Source organism: Agromyces cucurbitae (assembly GCF_058349945.1).
Window position 1 is genome coordinate 171,896 of record NZ_JBYRES010000004.1, and the last position, 20,633, is coordinate 192,528.

Genomic DNA, 20,633 nt, shown 5'->3' on the forward strand with positions numbered 1-20,633 from the left:
GCGGAGGCGCCGGGACTCAGCGCGCGTCGGCCTCGTCGAACTCGTCGTCCGCCTCGTCGTCGAGCTCGCGGGGCTTGACGTACGGGTCGGCCTCGCCCGCGTACTCGGCAGTCGCCGCGAGCGCGGTCGTCGCCTCGTCGCGGGTGCGCGCCTCGCGCAGCAGCTCCTCGATGTGCTCGGCGTTCTCGGGGATCGCGTCGGCGATGAACTCGAGCGACGGCGTGAGCCGCGCCGTGATGTTGCGACCGACCTCGCTGCGCAGCATCCCGGTGGCCGCCTTCAGCGCGAGCGCCGAGTCGCGGCGCTCCTCGTCGGTGCCGTACACCGTGTAGAAGATGCTCGCGTGCTGGAGGTCGCCCGTGACGCGGACGTCGGTGATCGTGACGAATCCCAGGCGGGGGTCGCGCAGGCCCTTGTCGAGACGACGGGCGACGATCTCCTTGATGCGGTCGGCCATCTTCCTGGCGCGTGCCGGATCAGCCATGATGGTGTCTCCTTCCGAAAGAAGCCCGGGGCGGCGAGCCGCCCCGGGCCGATCGGTCTAGACGCGAGGCTTCTCGCGCATCTCGATGGTCTCGATCTCGTCGCCGACCTGGATGTCGTTGTACTTGCCGAGGCCGATGCCCGCCTCGAAGTCCGTGCGGACCTCGGTGACGTCGTCCTTGAACCGACGCAGCGACTCGATGGCGAGGTTGTCGCCGACCACGACGCCGTCGCGGATGACGCGGGCCTTCGCGTTGCGCGTGATGGTGCCGCTGCGAACGATGACACCGGCGATGTTGCCGAACTTCGAGGAGCGGAACACCTCGCGGATCTCGGCGACACCCGACTGGACCTCTTCGTACTCGGGCTTGAGCATGCCCTTGAGCGAGTTCTCGATGTCGTCGATCGCGTTGTAGATGACCGAGTAGAAGCGCACGTCGACGCCCTCACGGGCGGCGCGCTCGCGCGCCTTCACGTCGGGACGCACGTTGAACCCGATCACGATCGCGTTGTCGATCGTGGCGAGGTCGATGTCGCTCTCGGTGATGGCACCCACACCGCGGTGGAGGATGCGCAGCTGCACCGAGTCGTCGACCTCGATCTTCATGAGCGACTCCTCGAGCGCCTCGACGGCACCCGACACGTCGCCCTTGATGATGAGGTTGAGCGCCTCGACCTTGCCCTCTTCGAGCGCACGCGTGAAGTCCTCCAGCGAGATGCGCTTGCGGGCCTTCGCGAGCTGCGCGTTGCGCTCGGCGGCCTCGCGCTTCTCGGCGATCTGGCGGGCGGTGCGGTCCTCGTCGGTGACGAGGAACGTGTCGCCGGCGCGCGGAACGCTCGAGAGGCCCTGCACCTGCACCGGACGCGACGGGGTCGCCGCGGTCACCGGGTCGCCGTTCTCGTCGGCCATGGCGCGGACGCGACCGTAGGCCGTGCCCGCGACGATCGCGTCGCCGACCTTGAGCGTGCCCGACTGGATGAGCACGGTCGCCACGGCGCCGCGGCCCTTGTCGAGCTTCGCCTCGATCGCGACACCGCGTGCCGCCTTGTCGGGGTTCGCACGCAGGTCGAGCCCGGCGTCGGCCGTCAGCAGGACCGCGTCGAGCAGTTCCTGGATGCCGGTGCCCTCGCGAGCCGACACGTCGACGAACATGACGTCGCCGCCGTACTCCTCGGCCACGAGGCCGAACTCGGTGAGCTGCTGGCGCACCTTCGCCGGGTTGGCGTCGGGCTTGTCGATCTTGTTGACCGCGACCACGATCGGCACGTTCGCCGACTGCGCGTGGTTCAGCGCCTCGATCGTCTGCGGCATGATGCCGTCGTCGGCCGCGACCACGAGGATCGCGATGTCGGTGACCTGCGCACCACGGGCACGCATGGCGGTGAACGCCTCGTGACCCGGGGTGTCGATGAAGGTGATCGCGCGGTCGCTGCCCTCGTGCTCGGTGTGCACCTGGTACGCACCGATGTGCTGGGTGATGCCGCCGGCCTCGCCCGCGACGACGTTCGCGTTGCGGATCGCGTCGAGGAGTCGGGTCTTACCGTGGTCGACGTGGCCCATGACCGTGACCACCGGCGGGCGGGGCTGCAGGTCTTCGTCGGTCTCCTCGGCCTCTTCGGCGTCGAGGTCGATGTCGAAGCCCTCGAGGAGCTCCTTGTCCTCGTCCTCGGGAGAGACGACCTGGATCTTGTAGCCGAGCTCGGCGCCGAGTACCTCGAAGGTGGCCTCGTCGAGCGACTCGGTCGCGGTCGCCATCTCACCGAGGTGGAACAGCACCGTGACGAGCGAACCGGGGTTCGCGTCGATCTTGTCGGCGAAGTCGGAGATCGAGGCGCCGCGGCGCAGGCGGATGACGGTGTTGCCGTCACCGCGGGGAACGCTCACGCCGCCGAGCGACGGAGCCTCCCGCATCTCGAATTCCTGCCGCTTCGTGCGCTTCGACTTGCGAGCCTTCGACTTGCCGCCGCCACGACCGAACGCGCCGGCCGTGCCGCCGCCGGGACCACGACCACGACCGCCGCCGCCCGCGGGGCGCGGGCCGCCGAAGCCGCCGCCGGGACGCTGGAAGCCGCCGCCGCCTGCACCGGCGCCGGCGCCGCCCGGGCGTGCGCCCGCGCCGCCGGGACGCTGGAAGCCGCCCGGACGACCGGCACCCGCCGGACGCGGCGCGCCGATGCGGGGCGAGCCGGGACGAGGGGCCTGCGGCCGCGGGATGTTGCCCGGAGTCGGGCGCTGGCCCATGCCCTGCGAGCTCGAGAACGGGTTGTTGCCCGGGCGCGGCTGGGCGGGACGCTGGCCCATGCCCTGCGAGCTCGAGAACGGGTTGTTGCCGGGGCGCGGCGCACCGGGCTTGGGCGCCGGGCGCGGGACCGCGCCGGGCTTCGGGGCGGCAGCGCCGGGCTTCACCGCGTCACCGGACTTCGCCGGGGCGGGTGCGTTCTCCGCGGCGGCCTGCTCGGCCGCGGCCTTCTCGGCGGCGGCCTGCGCCGCCTTCTCCTCGGCCTGGGCCTGACGCTCGGCGACCGTGAGGGGCGCGTCGCCCTGGGCGGGCGCCGGCGCCGGCGCAGCGGCCGGCTTGGGGCCGGGCTTCGGGCCCGGCTTCGCCGCGGCCTTGGCGGGCGCGGCCGGGGTCGCCGCGGGCGCAGCGGCCTTCGCGGCGCCGTCGGCCTCGAGCGCCGCCTTCAGGCGACGTGCGACGGGGGGTTCGATCGACGAGGACGGTCCCTTGACGTACTCGCCCATCTCCTTGAGCTTCTCAAGGGCGATCTTGCTGTCGACACCGAGTTCGGATGCGATCTCGTGTACGCGTGGTTTGGCAGCCACTTCTCTCCTGTTCCGGGCCTGCACCCGGACAGGGGCAGACCATCAATGGCGGACGGGACTCATTTCGAGCCGCTCATTACTTGTCACTCATTGGTGATCACTAGCCGTTCAGCCTGTTCTCTACGTTGGCGGTGCTCACCTCGCCGCGGGCGCGGAGCGCTCGTGCGAAGGCACGGCGCCGGACCGCGAGGCGGTAGCACTCGAGCGTCGGATGCAACCACGCACCCCTCCCCGGAAGCACGGCCGCATCATCTGCGGTCACCTGGGAATCTTGGAGAACGACCCTCATGAGTGAGGATCGCGGGGCGCGCGAACGGCATCCGATGCACGTTCTGACGGGTTCCATCTTACACTCTGCGCTCATGCCCCGCCGACGCGACGCCGGCCGGGCTCCGAACCGGTTCGCGGCGGGTCAGCCCTGCTCGAGGATCGAGTCGGGCTGGATGTCGATCTTCGCGCCCGTGAGCTTCGCGGCGAGGCGGGCGTTCTGCCCCTCCTTGCCGATCGCGAGCGAGAGCTGGTAGTCGGGCACGAGCGCACGCACGGCGCGCGTCTGCTCGTCGATCACATAGGCGCTCGTCACCTTCGCGGGCGAGAGCGCCGACGCGACGAACGTCGCGAGGTCGTCGGACCAGTCGACGATGTCGATCTTCTCGGCGCCGAGCTCGGCGGTCACGGCGCGCACGCGCTGGCCGAGCTCGCCGATCGCGGCGCCCTTCGCGTTGACGCCCGGCTGGTTCGCGCGGACGGCGATCTTCGTGCGGTGCCCCGCCTCACGGGCGAGCGAGACGATCTCGACGACGCCCGACGCGATCTCGGGCACCTCGAGCGCGAAGAGCTTGCGCACGAGCGCGGGGTGGGTGCGCGACACGGTGATCGACGGGCCCTTGGCCCCCTTCGCGACGCTCGTCACGTAGACGCGGATGCGCTGGCCGTGGGGGTACTCCTCGCCCGGCACCTGCTCTTCGGGCGGCAGGATCGCCTCGACCGTGCCGAGGTCGATGTGCACCATCTTCGGGTTCGGGCCCTGCTGGATGACGCCCGCGACGATGTCGCCCTCGCGCCCGCGGAACTCGCCGAGCACGGCGTCGTCGGCGATGTCGCGCAGCCGCTGCATGATGACCTGCTTCGCCGCGAAGGCGGCGATGCGTCCGAAGTCGTTCGGGGTGTCGTCGGCCTCGCCGATGACGTTGCCCTCGTCGTCGACCTCGGGCACGTAGATCGTGACGTGCCCGGTCTTGCGGTCGAGCTCGGCGCGGGCGCCGTTCGGGTTCGAATGCCCGTGCTGGTTCGGGTTCTGGTGCTTGAGGTAGGCCATCAGGATCGCCTGCTCGATGATCTGCACCAGTTCGTCGAACGGGATCTCTTTCTCGCGCTCCACCATGCGAAGCATGCTGAGGTCGATATCCATCGCCGGCCTCCTCTATTCAGCTCTCAGGCCGCTTCCCCTCGGAGCGGACATTCAAGCGTATCGGATGCCGCGAGCGGACGTCACGCGCGGGCGCCCGACATTTTCGCGTGAATGCCTATTGACATCGAATACCGATTCGGCGTTAATGAGGGGTGAGATGAAAGAGAAGCGCAGCTACACCATGCGGGCGCGCGCCGACCAGGCGGCGCAGACCCGGCTCCGCATCCTCGAGGCCACGATCGCCCTCGCCGACGAGGTGCCGATCGCCGCATGCACGCTGCCCGCGGTCGCCGATCGGGCCGGCGTGTCGGTGCAGACCGTGCTGCGCTGCTTCGGCTCGCGCGACGGCCTGTTCGACGCCGCGATCGAGCACGGCAGGGCGATCGTGCTCGCCGAGCGCCCCGCCGACCCCGACGACCTCGAGGGCACAGTCGACCTGCTGCTCGACCACTACGAACGACGCGGCGACGGCACCCTGCTGCTGCTCGGCCAGGAGGGCTGGGAGCCGGTGGCGCTCCAGGTCACGGCGACGGGTCGCACCCTGCACCGCGACTGGGTCGAGCGCGCCTTCGCCCCCGCGCTCGACCGCCTCGACGCCGACGCACGCACGGAGGTCGTCGACCTCCTCGTCGCCGCGACCGACGTCTACACCTGGAAGCTCTGGCGCCGGGACCGCGGCCTCGACCGCGCACACGTGCGCGACCGCATGCTGCGGCTCGTCGGCGCCGTGCTCGAGCAGGCCACCCCCGCTCGACGCTGACCCCGCCTCGAATCGAGAAGACACCATGGGCACCTTCGCCGTCATCACCGTCGACGCCGGCGGCAACCTGCCGCCCACGCTCGCCATCGCCGACGAGCTCGCCGGGCGCGGTCACGCCGTGCACGTGCTCGGCCCCGAGTCGGTCCGCGACCGCGCCGACGCCCGCGGCTTCGCGTTCACCCGGCTCGACTCGCTCGGCGGCTGGGACTCGGGCCGACGACGCAGCGTTCCGCGCGTGATCGACGACGTCGTGCGGCTCGCCGCCGATCCCGCGGTCGAGCGCGAGGTCGGTGAGCGGCTCGCCGGTCTCGACGCCGACGCCTCGCTCGTCGACTGCATGATGGCGGGGTCGGGCCGCGCCTCGCGCACGGCCGGCGTGGCGGAGACCGTGCTCTTCCACAGCTTCCACCGGTTCTTCCGCCGCAGCTACGTCCGTGGGCCGGTGGGCACGATCGCGCGGCTTCGCGGCACCGACCCCGCCCGCGAGTGGCGGGCGGCGGCGGCGCGACTCGTCATCAGCGACGCCCGGCTCGACCCCGACGGCGACGAGCAGCACGCGGCATCCGCACAGGTCGAGTGGGCGGGTTCGCTCGAGCGCGGCGTGCCCGCCGGGCGCGGCACCGACCGCCCGCTCGTCGTGCTGAGCCTCAGCACGACGTGGTTCCCCGGCCAGAGCGACGTGTACCAGCGCGCCGTCGCCGCGCTCGGCGGGCTGCCCGTGCGCGGACTCGTCACGCTCGGCGGCCTCGCGCCCGACCGGCCGCTCGAGGTGCCGCCGAACGTCGAGGTCGTCGATCGCGCCGACCATGCGGCCGTGCTCCCGGCGGCGTCGCTCGTCATCGGGCACGGCGGGCACTCGACGACGTTCCGGGCCCTCGCGCACGACGTGCCCGTGATCGCGCTGCCGATGCACCCGCTCATGGACCAGCCGATGGTGGCCGGGGCCGTCGAGGCCGCCGGGGCCGGGCTGCGGCTGCCGAAGCGCTCGAGCGCCGACCGCATCGCGGAGGCCGTCGTCGCGGCCCTCGCCGACGATCGCATGCGGGCGGCCGCGGCCGCGATCGGGCGACGCCTCCGCGCGACCGACGCGGCCGCGGCCTCGGCCGACGTGCTCGAGCGCGTCGGCGGAGTCCGGCAGCGAGCACCTCGGCCGAGCGGCGAGGCGTGAACGGCATCCCGGCCGTGCGCATCGCGCGCCCGTCGCGGCGTTGATCGCACCGCGGCGTCCCGCGAACCGCTCCGACGGGCGCCCGGTGCGAGCGGCGCTGCGCCCCCGCACCGATCAGGACGGACAGCAGGATGCCGCGCGGCCCCCACCACGCGGCATCCGCCCCTGCCGCCGCGCCCCCACGCGGCGGAACCGGCGCGCCCTACGCGCGCCAGACCTGCACGACCGACGGCCGCGGCGCGGCGACCGCGCCCGGCGCCGTCGAGCCGTAGTCGGGGAACAGCGAGCTCGGCGAGGCGAACGAACCCTCCTCGCCCGGGTGCTGCACGGCGACGAACACGACGCCCTCCGCTGCGCGGATCACCGGACCACAGGTCTCCGCCTCGCGCGGCACCGACAGGAACTGCTGCACGCGGCCCCGCTCGGGCCCCTCGAGCGGCACCTTGAAGAGCCCGTCGTTCCTGCGGATCGTCGAGGGCGCGCCGTCGGTCGAGATCCAGAGGTTGCCCTCGCTGTCGAACGCGACATTGTCGGGGCACGAGATCGGCGACACCTGGTCCTTCGGATAGCCCGCGAAGTAGGTCTGCGTGATCGACGCGGGGTCGCCGCAGAGCAGCAGGATGCTCCAGGCGAACCGCTCGCCCGACTGGCCCGCGAGCTCGGTCAGCTCGATGACGTGGCCGTCGCGGTTCGTCGCGCGCGGGTTCGGCTCGTCGACCGGCGGCTTGCCCGCCGTGCCGCGCTGCGTGTTGTTCGTGCACGCGATGTAGACCCGGCCGCTCGTGGGGTGCGGCTCGACGTCCTCGCAGCGATCCATCTTCGTCGCGCCGACGAGGTCGGCCGCGAGGCGCGTGTTGACGAGCACCTCCTCGACCGACATGCCCGGCACGACGCTCTCGCCCTTGCGGGTGAGCGCGATCCACTGCCCCGAACCGTCGAAGGCGCCGTCGCTCGGCAGCTTGCCGGTGCCGTCGATCTCGGCCGCCGGCGAGTTGCCGCTGAAGCGGGCGACGTAGAGGTCGCCCTCGCTCAGCAGGCGGCGGTTCTGCTTGCGGGCGCCCGGGTTGTCCTTCGGGTTGAACGTGTGCTTCGAGACGAACTTGTAGAGGTAATCGCCGCGCTCGTCGTCGCCCATGTAGGCGACGGCGCGGCCGTCCTCGGCGATGCGCACGTTCGCCCCCTCGTGCTTGAAGCGGCCCATCGCGGTGTGCTTGACGGGCGTCGAGGTCGGGTCCTGCGGGTCGATCTCCACGATGTATCCGAACCGGTTCGACTCGTTCTCGTAGCCCGGCGCCGCCCCGTCGAAGCGGGGGTCCCAGGTCTCCCAGCCGGTCGAGGTCGCGGCATCGGCGAACCCGTAGCGCTTGCGGGCCGCGGTGTCGGGCGCCGCCCGGAAGTAGCCGTTGAAGTTCTCCTCGCCGCTCAGCACCGTGCCCCACGGGGTCGTACCTCCGGCGCAGTTGCCGAGCGTGCCGTGCACGACGGTGCCGGTCGGGTCGCCCGCCGTCTTCACGAGCTCCGAGCCCGCGGCCGGGCCGGTGAGGGCGAACTCCGTCTCGACCGTGACGCGGCGGTTGCGCGCGCCGCCCGTGACGATGCGCCACGGCCCGCCCACCCGGTCGCGCTCGACTTCGACGACCGACATGCCCTGCGCGGCCTTGTAGAGCTCGCTGCGCCGACGCAGCTCGGCGGGGTCGCTCGACGGCGGGAACATGATGCCCGGGTTCACGTACTCGTGGTTCGCGACGAGCAGGCCCGTGAGCCCGCCGCGGTCGGCGATCACGTCGAGGTAGTCGTTGTTGTAGCCGAACTGTCGCGCCTGCGCGGCCGCGGTCTGGCCGTGGAGGTCGAAGCCGGGAGCATCCGGGAAGATCGGGTCGCCCCAGCGCACGAGCGCCCGCCAGCGGTAGCCGGCCGGCACGGTGAACTCGTCGACGAGGTGCGAGACCGGCTCGATGGGCTCGAAGGGCAGACCGGATGCCGCGGCGGCAGGCCCGCTCGCGAGCGCCGCTGCCTGCGCCGAGTCGGGACGGAAGGCGCTGCCCGCGGCGAGCGCGAGGGCTCCGGCCGCGCCGAGGCCGAGGAGCGCCCGGCGGCTGAGGGCGGCCGAGGCGAGCGAGCGGAACTCGGGGTTGCCCGAGGTGTTGCACTCGGGACCGAGGCACGCGTCGGCGCACTTCAGCCGGCAGGTCACGGGCGAGCGCTTGCCGCGCGCGTGGTCGGCCATGGGCAGGTCGACGATCGGCAGCGATCGGCGGGTCGGGTCGGCCAGGGTCACGGTGGGTCCTCACTCTCGGCGGTCGCGTCGAGCGTCCCGCCGCAGGGCGACCGTGAGCGGTCCGCTCGGTGAACGCGCGGTGACGAGCCGGGCAACGCTCGGTTCGGGCGGCCGCCGCCGGGGCGCGGCTACTCCCCCGCGACCGTGGGCGGCGTCGCGGTGTCGGGTGCCGAGTCGAAGGCGTTGATCGCCCGGATCACGCGGTGCAGCTCGCCCACCTTGCGGGGGTCGAGCGTCAGCACGAGCCGCGGGTGGTCGAGCTCGTCGTCGTCGGAGCGCTCGGGGCCGAGCGGGGCGGTGCGCTCGATGCGACCCGATGCGCACAGCGACCCGAACCGCTCGTTGAGCTCGTCGATCTCGGCGTCGGTCGGCTCGGCGTTCAGGCGAAGCACGAGCCGGTCGCCGACCCAGCGCAGCGAGTCGTAGTTGCGCCAGAACCGCGTGATCTCCGCGACGGCGGCGTCGACCGTGTCGGTGATGAGCACGCGGTCGAGGTCATCGGGGGCGATCATGCCGAGCGGCACCAGCTGCTCCTCGACGTACCGGCGGAGGCCCTGCCAGTAGCCGCCGCCGGGCGCGTCGAGCAGCACGATCGGCACCGGCTCGGCCTTGCCGGTCTGCTGGAGGGTGAGCAGCTCGAAGGTCTCGTCGAGGGTGCCGAAGCCGCCCGGCAGGCACACGAAGCCGCGCGACTCCTTCATGAGCATGAGCTTGCGGGTGAAGAAGTACTTCATCGACACGAGGTTCGGGTCGACGTCGAACACGGCGTTCGGGCGCTCCTCGAAGGGCAGCCGGATCGAGATGCCGATCGCGCGCTCCGGTCCGGCGCCGTGCGCGGCCGCCTGCATGATGCCGGGCCCCGCGCCCGTCACGACCATCCAACCGTCCCCAGCGAGCGAGGCGGCGACCGCCTCGGCCCGCCGGTACAGCGGGTCGCGCGGCTGGGTGCGCGCCGAACCGAACACGGTGACCTTCGGCACGCCGTCGAACGGCGCGAACAGCCGGAACGCGCTCCGCATCTCCTCGAGCGCGGCGGCCGAGATCTTGAGGTCGAGCCGGTCGGTGCCGTCGAGCCCGAGACCGAGTCCGCTCGCCACGATCCGCCGCACGAGGCTGCGGTTGCCGCGCACGCCCGCCTCGTCGAGCAGCGCCTCGATCTTCGCGGCGAGGTCGTCGGACTGCGGCGTCTCCCCCGTGGCGGGCGTTCGATCGGCGATGCTCATGTGCCAAGCCTCGCATGCCGCGCCACGACCGAGCCCGAGGCATCCTGCAGAATCATGAGCAGACGGCCGATCGGGCCGCACGAGCCGAAGGAACCGAGATGGCCAGGACACGCAATCGGGTGCGATCAGAGCTCAAGAACACCGCGTACGAGATCTTCATCGGCATCCTGTCGGTCCTCTCGATCCTGAACCTCGTGCTCGTGTACGTCATGCGCGACGATCGGGCTCTGCAGGTCGTGCTCTCGGCGATGAACGCCCTGTTCAGCCTCATCTTCCTGTGCGACTTCATCTACCGCATCACGACGGCGCCGTCCGCGTCGAAGTACTTCTTCCGCGGCTTCGGCTGGGCGGACCTGCTCGCGAGCCTGCCCTTCCCGCAGCTGAAGATCCTGCGCATCTTCCGGCTGCTCCGCGTCTTCCGGCTCCTGCGTGAGGTCGGGCCCCGCAAGATCTGGAACACGCTCATCCACGATCGTGCGAACAGCACGCTGATGACGCTGCTGCTCCTCGGCGTGCTCGTGCTGCAGTTCGGCAGCATCACGATCCTCGCCGTCGAGGAGGACGCCGAGGGCGCGAACATCACGACCGCCTCCGACGCGCTCTGGTACACGATCGTGACGATCTCGACGGTCGGGTACGGCGACCAATACCCCGTCACGAACCTCGGGCGCCTGATCGGCGCGATGATCATCGTGGTCGGGGTCGGCATCTTCGGCACGTTCACGGGCTACCTCGCGAACCTGTTCCTCGGACCGCAGAAGGAAGAGGAGGCCGCTGCCCCGTCGCCGGAGGGTGCGGCGTCGGCGACGGGCGCGGACACCGTCGCGTCCGCGGACACCGCCGCGAGCGCGGATGCGGCAGCCGGCTCGGCCGAGGGCGCCCCGGTGACGTCAGCGGCGACGGGCTCGTCGAACGCTCGCAACGGCGTCGCGGATGCCGCTGCGGCCGGCGTCGCAGCCGGGGCGGTGTCGGGCGCGGTCCAGGCCGGCGCGAACGGCGAGCGCGATGCCGGGCCGGTCGACGGCGGCATGTCCGCGGGCCTCGACGCGACGACGGGCACGGGCGCCGCTTCGCCGGCCGAACTCAGCGCGAGGCTGGAGGCCCTGATCGCCCAGTCCGAGGCGACCGCGGCAGAGCTTCGCAGCCTCCTCGCGGACGCGTCGCCCGGACGCTGATCACGCTCGCCTTCGCATCCGGGGTCCGGCATTCGGGGGCTCGACCCCTTGCGTCCCCCTCTCCGCCGCCGTTCTCCTCGAGTGGGCGGATATCGCCCTCTCCGACACGTCTCAAGGGCGATACGCGCCCACTCACACCCTGTCGTCCCCGTCTCCGACACGTCTGAAGGGCGACCCGCGCCCACCACTTCAGCGACGCGCTGACGAGCGCGCGGGAGGCAATCGGTCGTTGCGCCGCCCCTATGCCTCCTCGGCGCGCGCCCTGAGTACGGCGGCGAGATCCGCGAGAAACGCTCGCGGATCGCGGAGGTCGTCGATGGTGACCCTCATGACCACCCAGCCGGCAGCTTCGAGCGCGCGACGACGGGCGATGTCATCGCGCCATCGACGGACATCGCGGCGGTGTTCCTCGCCCTCGTACTCGATCGCGACCCTCCGAGCCGGATATCCGAGGTCGGGGTGAAGCGCTTTCCCGCCCGCGACGATCACCGTCGGTGCGATCGTGGGCTCGGCGAAGCCGGCGGCGACGATCAACAGCCGCGTATGGGTCTCCCGGCGCGAATCGACACCGGTACGCACGAACGCGAGCGCCTCGAGCAGTCGGTTCGTGCCTCGGGCCGGGCGGTGCCGCTCGATCGCGGCGCGCAGTTCTTCGATCGAGCACAGCGGCGCCCTGCGCACTCCACGAGCGAGTCGTTCGCCTGAGACGAGCGCATCACCGACGGCGACGAGATCGGGGAGGTCGAGCATTCCCTCCAGCATTCGCCACGTTTCCGCTGGCGAGCTCACGGGCAGACCCTCGAACCACGCGGAATGCATCCTGCGAATACGATGGCCCTGAACGTTGGGGCGGCGCGGGCGCGTCCCATCACCCGACGCGATGTGCAGCATCGATTCCCCCTCGAAGCGGCGCGGCAGGGGCAGTCGATAGATCAGGGCGGCAGTGGTGTGGCTGAACACCTCGCCCTCGCGGAGCCGCGGGACGTACGCCCGGCAACGTCCGAGAAGCGTCTCGAGATCGATGCCGATGCTGCGGACTCCGTGAAATGGTCGATCGATGTCGCTCCCGCGCAGCCGCTTCGGGCTCAGCCCGGCACCCCCATCGGCGGTCGCCCGGAACGCGCGTCGATGCAGATGCGAGGGTATCGGGGTGCGCCGGGCCATTCCGAGAGCATGCCCTGCTCGCCGCCATCACCGGCGGAGTCATCCACAGGCCGATCGCGCGCAGACGCGCGACTCGTCCGAGTGGGCAGCTATCGCCCTCTCAAGCCGCTCCGAAGGGCCATATGCGCCCACTCGATCCCGGCGAACACGCGCGACGCCAACGAGCGGGCAGAAATCGCGCTCTCAACCCCCTCCGAAGGGCCATATGCGCCCACTCGATCCCGGCGAACACGCGCGACGCCAACGAGCGGGCAGAAATCGCCCTCTCAACCCCCTCCGAAGGGCCAAATGCGCCCACTCGATCCCGGCGAACACGCGCGACGCCAACGAGCGGGCAGAAATCGCCCTCTCAGCCCCATCCGAAGGGCAATATGCGCCCACTCGCGAAACGCAGATGCGAACGCGAGCGCGAACCGACTCGGCGCGAACGCGAACGCGAACCGACTCGGCGCGAACGCGAACGCGAACCGACTCGGCGAGAACGCGCGACGCCCGAGCGCGGGCGCCGCGCGGACTTCGTCAGGCGCCGAGCGCGGGGCGCCGCGCGGACTTCGTCAGGCGCCGAGCGCGGGGCGCCGCGCGGACTTCGTCAGGCGCCGAGCGCCGCGACGACTCCGTCGATCGGCACCTGGGTGCGCTCGCCCGACTCGCGGTCCCAGACCTCGACGACACCGTCGGCCACGCCGCGGCCGGCGATCACGATCGTCGGCACGCCGATGAGCTCGGCGTCGGCGAACTTCACGCCGGGCGAGAGCTTGGGACGGTCGTCGTAGAGCACGTCGCGTCCCGAGGCCTCGAGGTCGGCCACGATGCGCTCGGCGGCGTCGAACGCGGCCTGGTCCTTGCCGGTCGCGAGCACGTGCACGTCGAACGGGGCGACCGAGGCCGGCCAGACGAGGCCCTTGTCGTCGTTGTGCAGCTCGGCGATGATCGCGAGGATGCGGGTGATGCCGATGCCGTACGAGCCCATCGTCACGGTCGCGAGCTTGCCGTTCTCGTCGAGCACCTTGAGCCCGAGCGCCTCGGCGTACTTGCGGCCGAGCTGGAAGACGTGGCCGATCTCCATGCCGCGGGCGAGCTCGACGGGGCCCGAGCCGTCGGGCGCGGGGTCGCCGGCGCGCACGTCGGCGATGTCGACCACGCCGTCGGCGGTGAAGTCGCGCCCGGCGACGAGCGAGAGCACGTGCTGCTCGTGCTGGTTCGCACCGGTCACCCAGGCGGTGCCGTCGACGACGCGCGGGTCGACGAGGAACCGGATGCCGGTCGCCGACTCCTCGCCGAGCACGGGACCCTCGGGCGACCACGGGCCGATGTAGCCCTTCACGAGCGCGGGATGCTTCGCGAAGTCCGACTCGGTGGCGGCCTCGACCTCGGCCGGGGCGAAGGCGACCTCGGCGCGCTTCATCTCGACCTCGCGGTCGCCGGGCATGCCGACGACGACGAGCTCGCGGGTGCCGTCGAGGTGGGTCAGCGCGAGCACGACGCACTTGAGCGTGTCGGCCGCGTGCCACGAGCGGTCGGTGCGCGACTCGTGGTCGTTGACGTGGTCGACGAGGCTCAGAATCGTCGGCGTGTTCGGCGAGTCGAAGATGCGCGCCTCGGGCTGTCCGTCGATCGGCAGCGGCTCGGGTGCGAGCGTCTGGAACGCCTCGACGTTCGCGGCGTAGCCGCCGGCCGAGCGCACGAACGTGTCCTCGCCGACGGGCGTCGGGTGCAGGAACTCCTCGCTCTTCGAGCCGCCCATCGCGCCGGCGTCGGCCTGCACGATGACGTACTCGAGGCCCAGGCGCGTGAAGATGCGCTCGTAGGCGTCGCGCTGCGCCTGGTATGAGGCATCCAACCCCTCGTCGGCGACGTCGAACGAGTAGGCGTCCTTCATGGTGAACTCGCGGCCGCGCAGGAGCCCCGCGCGCGGACGCGCCTCGTCGCGGTACTTGTCCTGGATCTGGTAGATCGTGAGCGGCAGGTCCTTGTACGAGGTGTACAGGTCTTTCACGAGCAGCGTGAAGACCTCTTCGTGGGTGGGGGCCAGCAGCATGTCGGCCTCCTTGCGGTCCTGCAACCGGAAGAGCGCGTCGCCGTACTCGGTCCACCGGCCGGTGACCTCGTAGGGCTCGCGCGGCAGCAGCGCCGGGAAGTGCACCTCGTGCGCACCCGCCGCCTCCATCTCCTCGCGGACGATGCGCTCGATCTTCGCCTTCACGCGCAGGCCCAGCGGCAACCACGCGAAGATGCCCGGCGCCTGGCGCCGGATGTAGCCGGCGCGCACGAGCAGCTTGTGGCTCACGACCTCGGCGTCGGCCGGGTCTTCGCGAAGGGTGCGGAGGAAGAAGTTCGAAAGGCGTGTGGGCACCCGACGATTGTACTGACGACACCGGGATGCCTCGTGCCCTAGGGTGCACGTCATGGATGAGTCGAGCACGCCCTTCTCCGTCGAGGTCTCCTCCGCGGGGTGGCGCACCGAGGCCGAGCGGTGGATCGGCGACGCCCTCGCGGCCCGCGGGGCCGCCGTCGTCCGCACCCGGCAGCCGCGGGTGCGGCCGTGGTCCACGCAGCTCGTCGTCGAGGCGGAGGGGCCGGCCGGCCCCGAACGGTTCTGGTTCAAGGCGAACTGCCGGGCGCAGTCGTTCGAGCCGGCGCTCCAGTCGGCGCTCGCGGCCCTCCTGCCCGACGACGTCGACGCCCCCGTCGCGGCGGACCGCGCCCGTGGCTGGATGCTCACCGCCGACCGCGGGCCGACGCTCGCGGATCGGCACGACCCCGACGCGCGCGACTGGTCGCGCGTCGTCGCCGAATGGGCGCGACTGCAGCGGGCCGTCGCGGGCCGCTCGACCGAGCTGCTCGCCGCCGGGGTGCCCGACTGCTCCCCCGCGACCGTGCCGGCGCGGTACGCCGAGATGCTCGAACTGGTGCTCGCGCTGCCGCCGGGCCACCCCTCGTCGCCCGATGCCGCGACGGCCGACGCCCTCACGGGCGCAGCCGACCGAGTCGAGCGGGCCGCCGAGACGCTCCACGCGAGCGGGCTGCCGGCCACGCTGCAGCACGGCGACCTGCACCCCGGCAACGTGTTCGACCCGGGCGATGCGGCGGGCGGGCTCCGGCTCTTCGACTTCGGCGACGCGCAGTGGGCGCACCCGATCGAAGCCGTGCTCGTGCCGTATGCGGTGATGGAGCACGGCGGCATCGACCCGGCTCCCGTCGTCGCGGGCTTCCGCGACTCGTGGGCCGCGGTCGCGCGGTTCGACGACGAGGAGTGGGCCGCGCTCGTCGCCGCGGCCGAGACGACGCAGGCGGTCAACCGCGCGCAGACCTGGTCGGGCTGCCTCGCCCAGGCCACCGACGACGAGACGGCCGACTGGGGCGAGGCCGTGCTGCGGCACCTCTCGCGAGTGCTCGGGCCGGCCGGCGACTCGTAGGCTGGGCGCATGCCCGCCCGCCGACCGCATCTCGCCCCGTCCGTCGCGCAGAGCGAGCTCGCCGCCTCGCTCGCCGAGCTCCGGGCGTCGATGGGGCTGCCCGACGGGTTCCCGCCCGACGTCGTCGCCGAGGCCGAGGCCGCTCGCCCCGACGCACCCGGCCGGGACCTGCGCGACCTGCCGTTCGCGACGATCGACCCGGCGGACTCGACCGACCTCGACCAGGCGATGCACCTCGAGCGCCACGGCGACGGCTATCTCGTGCACTACGCGATCGCCGACGTGCCGGCGTTCGTGCGACCCGACGGCGCGGTCGACCGCGCCGCGCGCGAGCGCGGGCAGACGCTCTACGCCCCCGACGGGCGCGTGCCGCTGCATCCGCCCGTCATCGGCGACGATCGCGCGTCGCTGCTGCCGGGGGTCGACCGGAGCGCGTTCGTCTGGCGGTTCGAGCTCGCCGCCGACGGCGCGCTCGAGGCCACCGGGCTCGAGCGCGCGCTCGTCCGCTCACGGGCGCGCCTCGACTACCCGGCGGCGCAGGCCCTCATCGACGGCGGCGACCGCGAGTCGCCCGCAGCGCTGCTCGGCGAGATCGGGCGCGCGCGCATCGACCAGGAGCGCCGTCGCGGCGGGGCGAGCCTCAACACCCCCGACGAGGAGATCGTGCGCAGCGACGGCGGCTACGGCCTCGAGCGCCGCACGCCGCTGCCGGTCGAGGACTGGAACGCCCAGCTCTCGCTGCTCGCCGGAATGGCCGCCGCCGCCATCATGCTCGAGGCACGGGTCGGCATCCTCCGCACGATGCCGAGCCCCGACGAGGAGCGGCTCGCCGCGTTCCGGCGGCAGACGGAGGCGCTCGGGCGCCCCTGGCCCGCGGGCGAGTCGTACGGCGAGTACCTCCGCAGCCTCGACCGTGCCGACCCCGTCGTGCTCGCGGTGCTGCAGGCCGCGAGCGGACTGTTCCGCGGTGCCGGCTACGCGGCCTTCGACGGCGAGCCGCCCGCCGACACGATGCAGGCCGCGCTCGCGTCGCCGTACGCGCACGTGACCGCGCCGATCCGCCGGCTCGTCGACCGATGGGGCCTCGTCGTGTGCGAGGCGATCGTCGCCGGACGCGAGGTCCCGGCATGGGCGCGCTCCTCGCTCGTCGAGCTGCCCGCGATCATGGCGGCGTCCGAGCAGCGCGCGGGGCGGCTCGGCGCCGAGGCGATCGCCAGGGTCGAGGCGGCGCTCCTGCGCGACCGCGTCGGCGAGCGTTTCACCGCGACGGTGCTCGAGCTGCGCGGCGAACGAGCGGTCTTCCAGCTCGAGACGCCCGCGGTCACCGCGAGCTGCCCCGCGCCGGCGACCGCCGCTCCCGGCGGCGCGATCGAGGTCGTGCTCGAAGCCGCCGACATCGGCACGGGAGCGGTGCGGTTCGACGCGGTCTGAGGCGCGCGCACCGCGGTGCGCCCTGCGGGCCCCGGGCGCTCAGACGCCCTCGGCGTCCGCTTCGTCGTCGAGGGCGAAGCGTTCGAGGTCGCCCTCGGCCGCCGTCGCCGCGTCGTCGTCGGTCTCGTCGTCGTCGGTCTCGTCGTCGTCGTCGGTCTCGTCGTCGTCGTCGGTCTCGTCGTCGTCATCGACACCCTCGTGGAGGGTGCCCATGCCGTCGGGGTAGCCCGCCGTATCGGGATACTCGAACCGGCCGTCGTCGCCACGCATCGCGGGTCTCCTCTCGCCGACGGATGCCGGCGGGGCATCCGTGTGCGCACACCCTACTCGTGCGCGGCGGGCGCGGCTACGGCGTGACGACGGTCGGGGCGCCGACCGGCGCGTCCGTGCCCATCTCGTCGGCGATGCGCTGCGCCTCGGCGATGAGGGTCTCGACGATCTCGGCTTCGGGCACGGTCTTGATGACCTCGCCCTTGACGAAGATCTGGCCCTTGCCGTTGCCGCTCGCGACGCCGAGATCGGCCTCGCGGGCCTCGCCCGGGCCGTTCACGACGCAGCCCATGACCGCGACGCGCAGCGGCACCGTGACGTGCTTGAGGCCCTCGGTCACGTCGTTCGCGAGCGTGTAGACGTCGACCTGCGCCCGTCCGCACGACGGGCACGAGACGATCTCGAGCTTGCGCTCGCGGAGGTTCAGCGACTGCAGGATCTGCAGGCCGACCTTGACCTCCTCGACGGGCGGGGCCGACAGCGAGACGCGGATCGTGTCGCCGATGCCCTCGCCCAGCAGGATGCCGAACGCCGTCGCCGACTTGATCGTGCCCTGGAACGCCGGCCCGGCCTCGGTCACGCCCAGGTGCAGGGGCCAGTCGCCGCGCTCGGCGAGCATGCGGTACGCCTTCACCATGACGATGGGGTCGTTGTGCTTGACCGAGATCTTGAAGTCGTGGAAGTCGTGCTCCTCGAAGAGCGACGCCTCCCACACGGCCGACTCGACGAGCGCCTCGGGCGTCGCCTTGCCGTACTTCTCGAGCAGTCGCGGGTCGAGGGACCCCGCGTTCACGCCGATTCGGAGCGAGACTCCCGCGGCCTTCGCCCGGGCGGCGATCTCGCCGACGCGGTCGTCGAACTTGCGGATGTTGCCCGGATTCACGCGCACCGCCGCGCAGCCGGCGTCGATCGCGGCGAACACGTAGTTCGGCTGGAAGTGGATGTCGGCGATGACCGGGATCTGGCTCTTCTTCGCGATGATCGGCAGCGCCTCGGCGTCGTCGCGGCTCGGCACGGCGACGCGCACGATGTCGCAGCCCGAGGCGGTGAGCTCGGCGATCTGCTGCAGCGTCGCGTTGATGTTCGTCGTCGGGGTCGTGGTCATCGACTGGACGCTCACCGGGGCGTTGCCGCCGACGAGCACCTTGCCCACCTTGATCTGGCGCGACTTGCGTCGAGGGGCCAGGACTTCGGGGACCTTCGGCATTCCGAGATTCACAGCAGGCACGTCCCCAAGTCTAGTTGCGCCCGGGCGGGTGCCGGCTGCGAGCGGGATGCCCGGGCGGATGCCGCGGATCGAGACGGCCTGCGGCATCCGCCGACGTCAGACGTCGACGAGCGCGACGAGCGCCGCGAGGAACTCCGCCGGCCGCTCGAGGTGCGGCGAGTGGCCGCACCCCGCGAGCTCGACCTCGGTGACCGCGCCCCCGCGCTCCGCGTAGCGGGCGAGCACCGCCCGCGTCTGGGCCACCATCGGCTGCGGCGGCGCGAGCTCGTCGCCGGGCCAGCCCGGGATGACGCCGGCCTTGCCGAGCTGGTTGAGGTCGAAGAACGACGCGTCGCCGACGATCGCGTCGTCGGCGCCGTGGATCCAGAGCACGGGCGGCTTCGAGGCGACGTCGACGATGCCCGACGTGTCGAAATGCACCGGCGCCATCGTGTTGAGCACCCCGCGCCCGCCGGGCGCGAAGCCGGGCCAGTTCGTCGACCCCGAGGCATCCCCCGGATAGTTGTCGACGCCGGCGGAGGTCGTGAGCATCGAGGCGACCCAGATCGCCTCGTGCTCCGAGGCGAAGCCGGGTGCGACGTAGCTCGACCGGTACACCGCGAGGGGCGAGGTCGGCGCCTCTTCGCTGCGGTCGCCCGCGGCGAGGCGGGCGACGAAGTCGGGGTTCGCTCCCCCGCCGCCGGTGCCGGCGCCGTCGGCGGCGAGCAGCGAGCCGTCGAGCCGGGTGCCGCCGAAGCCGTACGGCGACACGGTCGACTGCAGCGTGAGGCTCGCGACGAGCTCGGGCCGGTCGATGAGCAGCTGCATCGCGACGCCGCCGCCCATGCTCCAGCCGACGAGGTGCACGGCGCCGAGGCCGAGCTCGTCGATGACCGAGGCGACGTCGTCGGAGAAGTCGCGCACCCCGCGCGTGGCATCGACGGGCAGCGTCTCGCTGTCGCCGAATCCGCGCAGGTCGATCGCGATCGCACGGACCGAGGCCGGCAGCGCGAGCATGACCGGCTGCCAGAAGAGCGACGACGAGACGTTGCCGTGCACGAGGACGACCGTCGCCGTCGGCTCGCCCGGCGCCGCAGGACGCTCGAGCACCCCCGCCCGAAGGCGCGACGTGGCCACCTGCCGGGACCGGATGCCCGGCAGGATCGTGTCGACCACGGCCTACCCGACCGCGGCGGTGTCGAGGGGCGGCTCCGTCGCGGCGACGACCTCGTCGACCGTGACCCCGGGTGCGCACTCGACGAGCACGAGCCCGTCGGCCGTGACGTCGATGACGGCGAGGTCGGTGATGATGCGGTCGACGACGCCCTTGCCGGTGAGCGGCAGCGAGCACTCGTTCACGATCTTCGGCGAGCCGTCCTTCGCGACGTGCTCCATGAGCACGATGCGGCGGCGGGCGCCGTGCACGAGGTCCATCGCGCCGCCCGGTCCCTTCACCATCTTGCCGGGGATCATCCAGTTCGCGAGGTCGCCGCGAGCCGAGACCTGCATGGCGCCGAGGATGGCTGCGTCGATCTTGCCGCCGCGGATCATGCCGAAGCTGAGCGCCGAGTCGAAGTACGCGGCGCCGGGCAGCACCGTCACGGTCTCCTTGCCGGCGTTGATGAGGTCGGGGTCGACCGCGTCCTCGGTCGGGTACGGCCCGACGCCGAGGATGCCGTTCTCCGACTGCAGCAGGATGGTCGTGCCCTCGGGCACGTAGTTCGGCACGAGCGTGGGCAGGCCGATGCCGAGGTTGACGTACGATCCGTCGCTGAGTTCACGGGCGGCGCGGGCCGCCATCTCGAGGCGGGTGAGTGCCATGG

Annotated in this window: 17 protein-coding genes; 5 read left to right on the forward strand and 12 right to left on the reverse strand. The window is 72.3% G+C overall.

Annotation, left to right across the window (positions count from 1 at the left end; genetic code table 11):
- Positions 1–16: 16 nt before the first annotated feature.
- The 4 genes from rbfA to nusA all read right to left on the reverse strand — a co-directional run bounded on the left by rbfA (position 17) and on the right by nusA (position 4,718).
- Complete coding sequence (gene rbfA / locus AC3RJ6_RS15420) at positions 17–484, reverse strand: 30S ribosome-binding factor RbfA (protein ID WP_491427983.1); 468 nt, start codon at positions 482–484, stop codon at positions 17–19.
- Positions 485–541: 57 nt separating this feature from the next.
- Positions 542–3,307, reverse strand: a complete 2,766-nt coding sequence (gene infB, locus AC3RJ6_RS15425) for a translation initiation factor IF-2 (RefSeq protein ID WP_491427984.1) — start codon at positions 3,305–3,307, stop codon at positions 542–544.
- A gap of 100 nt (positions 3,308–3,407) precedes the next feature.
- Entirely contained in the window at positions 3,408–3,671 is a 264-nt protein-coding gene (locus AC3RJ6_RS15430; RefSeq protein WP_491427985.1) for a YlxR family protein, read from the reverse strand.
- A 48-nt stretch (positions 3,672–3,719) separates the two neighbouring features.
- Positions 3,720–4,718 (reverse strand): transcription termination factor NusA, encoded by a 999-nt coding sequence (nusA, locus tag AC3RJ6_RS15435; RefSeq protein WP_491427986.1) that lies wholly within the window; start codon positions 4,716–4,718, stop codon positions 3,720–3,722.
- Between the two features lie 157 nt (positions 4,719–4,875).
- Here nusA and AC3RJ6_RS15440 point away from each other — a divergent pair, with 157 nt between their 5' ends.
- Together AC3RJ6_RS15440 and AC3RJ6_RS15445 are read left to right on the forward strand one after the other, a co-directional pair.
- Positions 4,876–5,478, forward strand: a complete 603-nt coding sequence (locus tag AC3RJ6_RS15440) for a TetR/AcrR family transcriptional regulator (protein WP_491427987.1) — start codon at positions 4,876–4,878, stop codon at positions 5,476–5,478.
- Positions 5,479–5,503: 25 nt separating this feature from the next.
- On the forward strand, positions 5,504–6,646 hold the full coding sequence (locus AC3RJ6_RS15445) for a glycosyltransferase (RefSeq protein WP_491427988.1): 1,143 nt from the start codon (positions 5,504–5,506) through the stop codon (positions 6,644–6,646).
- 202 nt (positions 6,647–6,848) lie between these two features.
- Here AC3RJ6_RS15445 and AC3RJ6_RS15450 read toward each other — a convergent pair whose 3' ends face one another.
- Together AC3RJ6_RS15450 and AC3RJ6_RS15455 are read right to left on the reverse strand one after the other, a co-directional pair.
- Entirely contained in the window at positions 6,849–8,873 is a 2,025-nt protein-coding gene (locus tag AC3RJ6_RS15450) for a PhoX family protein (protein WP_491428338.1), read from the reverse strand.
- Between the two features lie 179 nt (positions 8,874–9,052).
- A complete protein-coding gene (locus tag AC3RJ6_RS15455; RefSeq protein WP_491427989.1) occupies positions 9,053–10,147 on the reverse strand; it encodes an LOG family protein in 1,095 nt (364 codons plus the stop codon).
- A gap of 98 nt (positions 10,148–10,245) precedes the next feature.
- Between AC3RJ6_RS15455 and AC3RJ6_RS15460 the strand changes: the two genes are divergently transcribed.
- Positions 10,246–11,322: a potassium channel family protein gene (locus AC3RJ6_RS15460; protein ID WP_491427990.1), complete on the forward strand. Its 1,077-nt coding sequence runs from the start codon at positions 10,246–10,248 to the stop codon at positions 11,320–11,322.
- Between the two features lie 240 nt (positions 11,323–11,562).
- On the opposite strand, the gene AC3RJ6_RS15465 is transcribed toward AC3RJ6_RS15460, so the two are convergent.
- Both AC3RJ6_RS15465 and AC3RJ6_RS15470 read right to left on the reverse strand, forming a co-directional pair.
- Positions 11,563–12,486, reverse strand: coding sequence for an endonuclease domain-containing protein (locus AC3RJ6_RS15465; RefSeq protein ID WP_491427991.1), 924 nt, complete (start codon positions 12,484–12,486; stop codon positions 11,563–11,565).
- A gap of 589 nt (positions 12,487–13,075) precedes the next feature.
- Positions 13,076–14,839 carry a proline--tRNA ligase gene (locus AC3RJ6_RS15470; protein ID WP_491427992.1) on the reverse strand — a complete coding sequence of 588 codons (1,764 nt, stop codon included), beginning with the start codon at positions 14,837–14,839 and terminating at the stop codon, positions 13,076–13,078.
- 52 nt (positions 14,840–14,891) lie between these two features.
- Here AC3RJ6_RS15470 and AC3RJ6_RS15475 point away from each other — a divergent pair, with 52 nt between their 5' ends.
- Positions 14,892–15,902: a hypothetical protein gene (locus AC3RJ6_RS15475; RefSeq protein WP_491427993.1), complete on the forward strand. Its 1,011-nt coding sequence runs from the start codon at positions 14,892–14,894 to the stop codon at positions 15,900–15,902.
- Between the two features lie 9 nt (positions 15,903–15,911).
- Positions 15,912–17,333, forward strand: a complete 1,422-nt coding sequence (locus tag AC3RJ6_RS15480) for an RNB domain-containing ribonuclease (RefSeq protein WP_491427994.1) — start codon at positions 15,912–15,914, stop codon at positions 17,331–17,333.
- A gap of 39 nt (positions 17,334–17,372) precedes the next feature.
- Here the strand turns inward: AC3RJ6_RS15480 and AC3RJ6_RS15485 are convergent, their stop codons facing one another.
- The 4 genes from AC3RJ6_RS15485 to AC3RJ6_RS15500 form a co-directional block, all read right to left on the reverse strand.
- Positions 17,373–17,603, reverse strand: coding sequence for a hypothetical protein (locus AC3RJ6_RS15485; protein WP_491427995.1), 231 nt, complete (start codon positions 17,601–17,603; stop codon positions 17,373–17,375).
- 76 nt (positions 17,604–17,679) lie between these two features.
- A complete protein-coding gene (gene ispG, locus AC3RJ6_RS15490; RefSeq protein ID WP_491428339.1) occupies positions 17,680–18,810 on the reverse strand; it encodes a flavodoxin-dependent (E)-4-hydroxy-3-methylbut-2-enyl-diphosphate synthase in 1,131 nt (376 codons plus the stop codon).
- 117 nt (positions 18,811–18,927) lie between these two features.
- On the reverse strand, positions 18,928–19,986 hold the full coding sequence (locus AC3RJ6_RS15495) for an alpha/beta fold hydrolase (RefSeq protein WP_491427996.1): 1,059 nt from the start codon (positions 19,984–19,986) through the stop codon (positions 18,928–18,930).
- A 3-nt stretch (positions 19,987–19,989) separates the two neighbouring features.
- Positions 19,990–20,631: a CoA transferase subunit B gene (locus AC3RJ6_RS15500; RefSeq protein ID WP_491427997.1), complete on the reverse strand. Its 642-nt coding sequence runs from the start codon at positions 20,629–20,631 to the stop codon at positions 19,990–19,992.
- Positions 20,632–20,633: the final 2 nt, after the last annotated feature.

What these genes read in the sequence shown, in the direction of transcription:
- nusA (WP_491427986.1), bottom strand. Translation starts at nt 4,718, where the DNA reads ATGGATATCGACCTCAGCATGCTTCGCATGGTGGAGCGCGAGAAAGAG.
- AC3RJ6_RS15455 (WP_491427989.1), bottom strand. Translation starts at nt 10,147, where the DNA reads ATGAGCATCGCCGATCGAACGCCCGCCACGGGGGAGACGCCGCAGTCC.
- AC3RJ6_RS15480 (WP_491427994.1), top strand. Translation starts at nt 15,912, where the DNA reads ATGCCCGCCCGCCGACCGCATCTCGCCCCGTCCGTCGCGCAGAGCGAG.
- AC3RJ6_RS15430 (WP_491427985.1), bottom strand. Translation starts at nt 3,671, where the DNA reads ATGAGCGCAGAGTGTAAGATGGAACCCGTCAGAACGTGCATCGGATGC.
- AC3RJ6_RS15440 (WP_491427987.1), top strand. Translation starts at nt 4,876, where the DNA reads ATGAAAGAGAAGCGCAGCTACACCATGCGGGCGCGCGCCGACCAGGCG.
- AC3RJ6_RS15450 (WP_491428338.1), bottom strand. Translation starts at nt 8,873, where the DNA reads ATGGCCGACCACGCGCGCGGCAAGCGCTCGCCCGTGACCTGCCGGCTG.
- AC3RJ6_RS15465 (WP_491427991.1), bottom strand. Translation starts at nt 12,486, where the DNA reads ATGGCCCGGCGCACCCCGATACCCTCGCATCTGCATCGACGCGCGTTC.
- rbfA (WP_491427983.1), bottom strand. Translation starts at nt 484, where the DNA reads ATGGCTGATCCGGCACGCGCCAGGAAGATGGCCGACCGCATCAAGGAG.
- AC3RJ6_RS15475 (WP_491427993.1), top strand. Translation starts at nt 14,892, where the DNA reads ATGGATGAGTCGAGCACGCCCTTCTCCGTCGAGGTCTCCTCCGCGGGG.
- AC3RJ6_RS15485 (WP_491427995.1), bottom strand. Translation starts at nt 17,603, where the DNA reads ATGCGTGGCGACGACGGCCGGTTCGAGTATCCCGATACGGCGGGCTAC.
- AC3RJ6_RS15445 (WP_491427988.1), top strand. Translation starts at nt 5,504, where the DNA reads ATGGGCACCTTCGCCGTCATCACCGTCGACGCCGGCGGCAACCTGCCG.
- AC3RJ6_RS15500 (WP_491427997.1), bottom strand. Translation starts at nt 20,631, where the DNA reads ATGGCACTCACCCGCCTCGAGATGGCGGCCCGCGCCGCCCGTGAACTC.
- ispG (WP_491428339.1), bottom strand. Translation starts at nt 18,810, where the DNA reads ATGCCGAAGGTCCCCGAAGTCCTGGCCCCTCGACGCAAGTCGCGCCAG.
- AC3RJ6_RS15460 (WP_491427990.1), top strand. Translation starts at nt 10,246, where the DNA reads ATGGCCAGGACACGCAATCGGGTGCGATCAGAGCTCAAGAACACCGCG.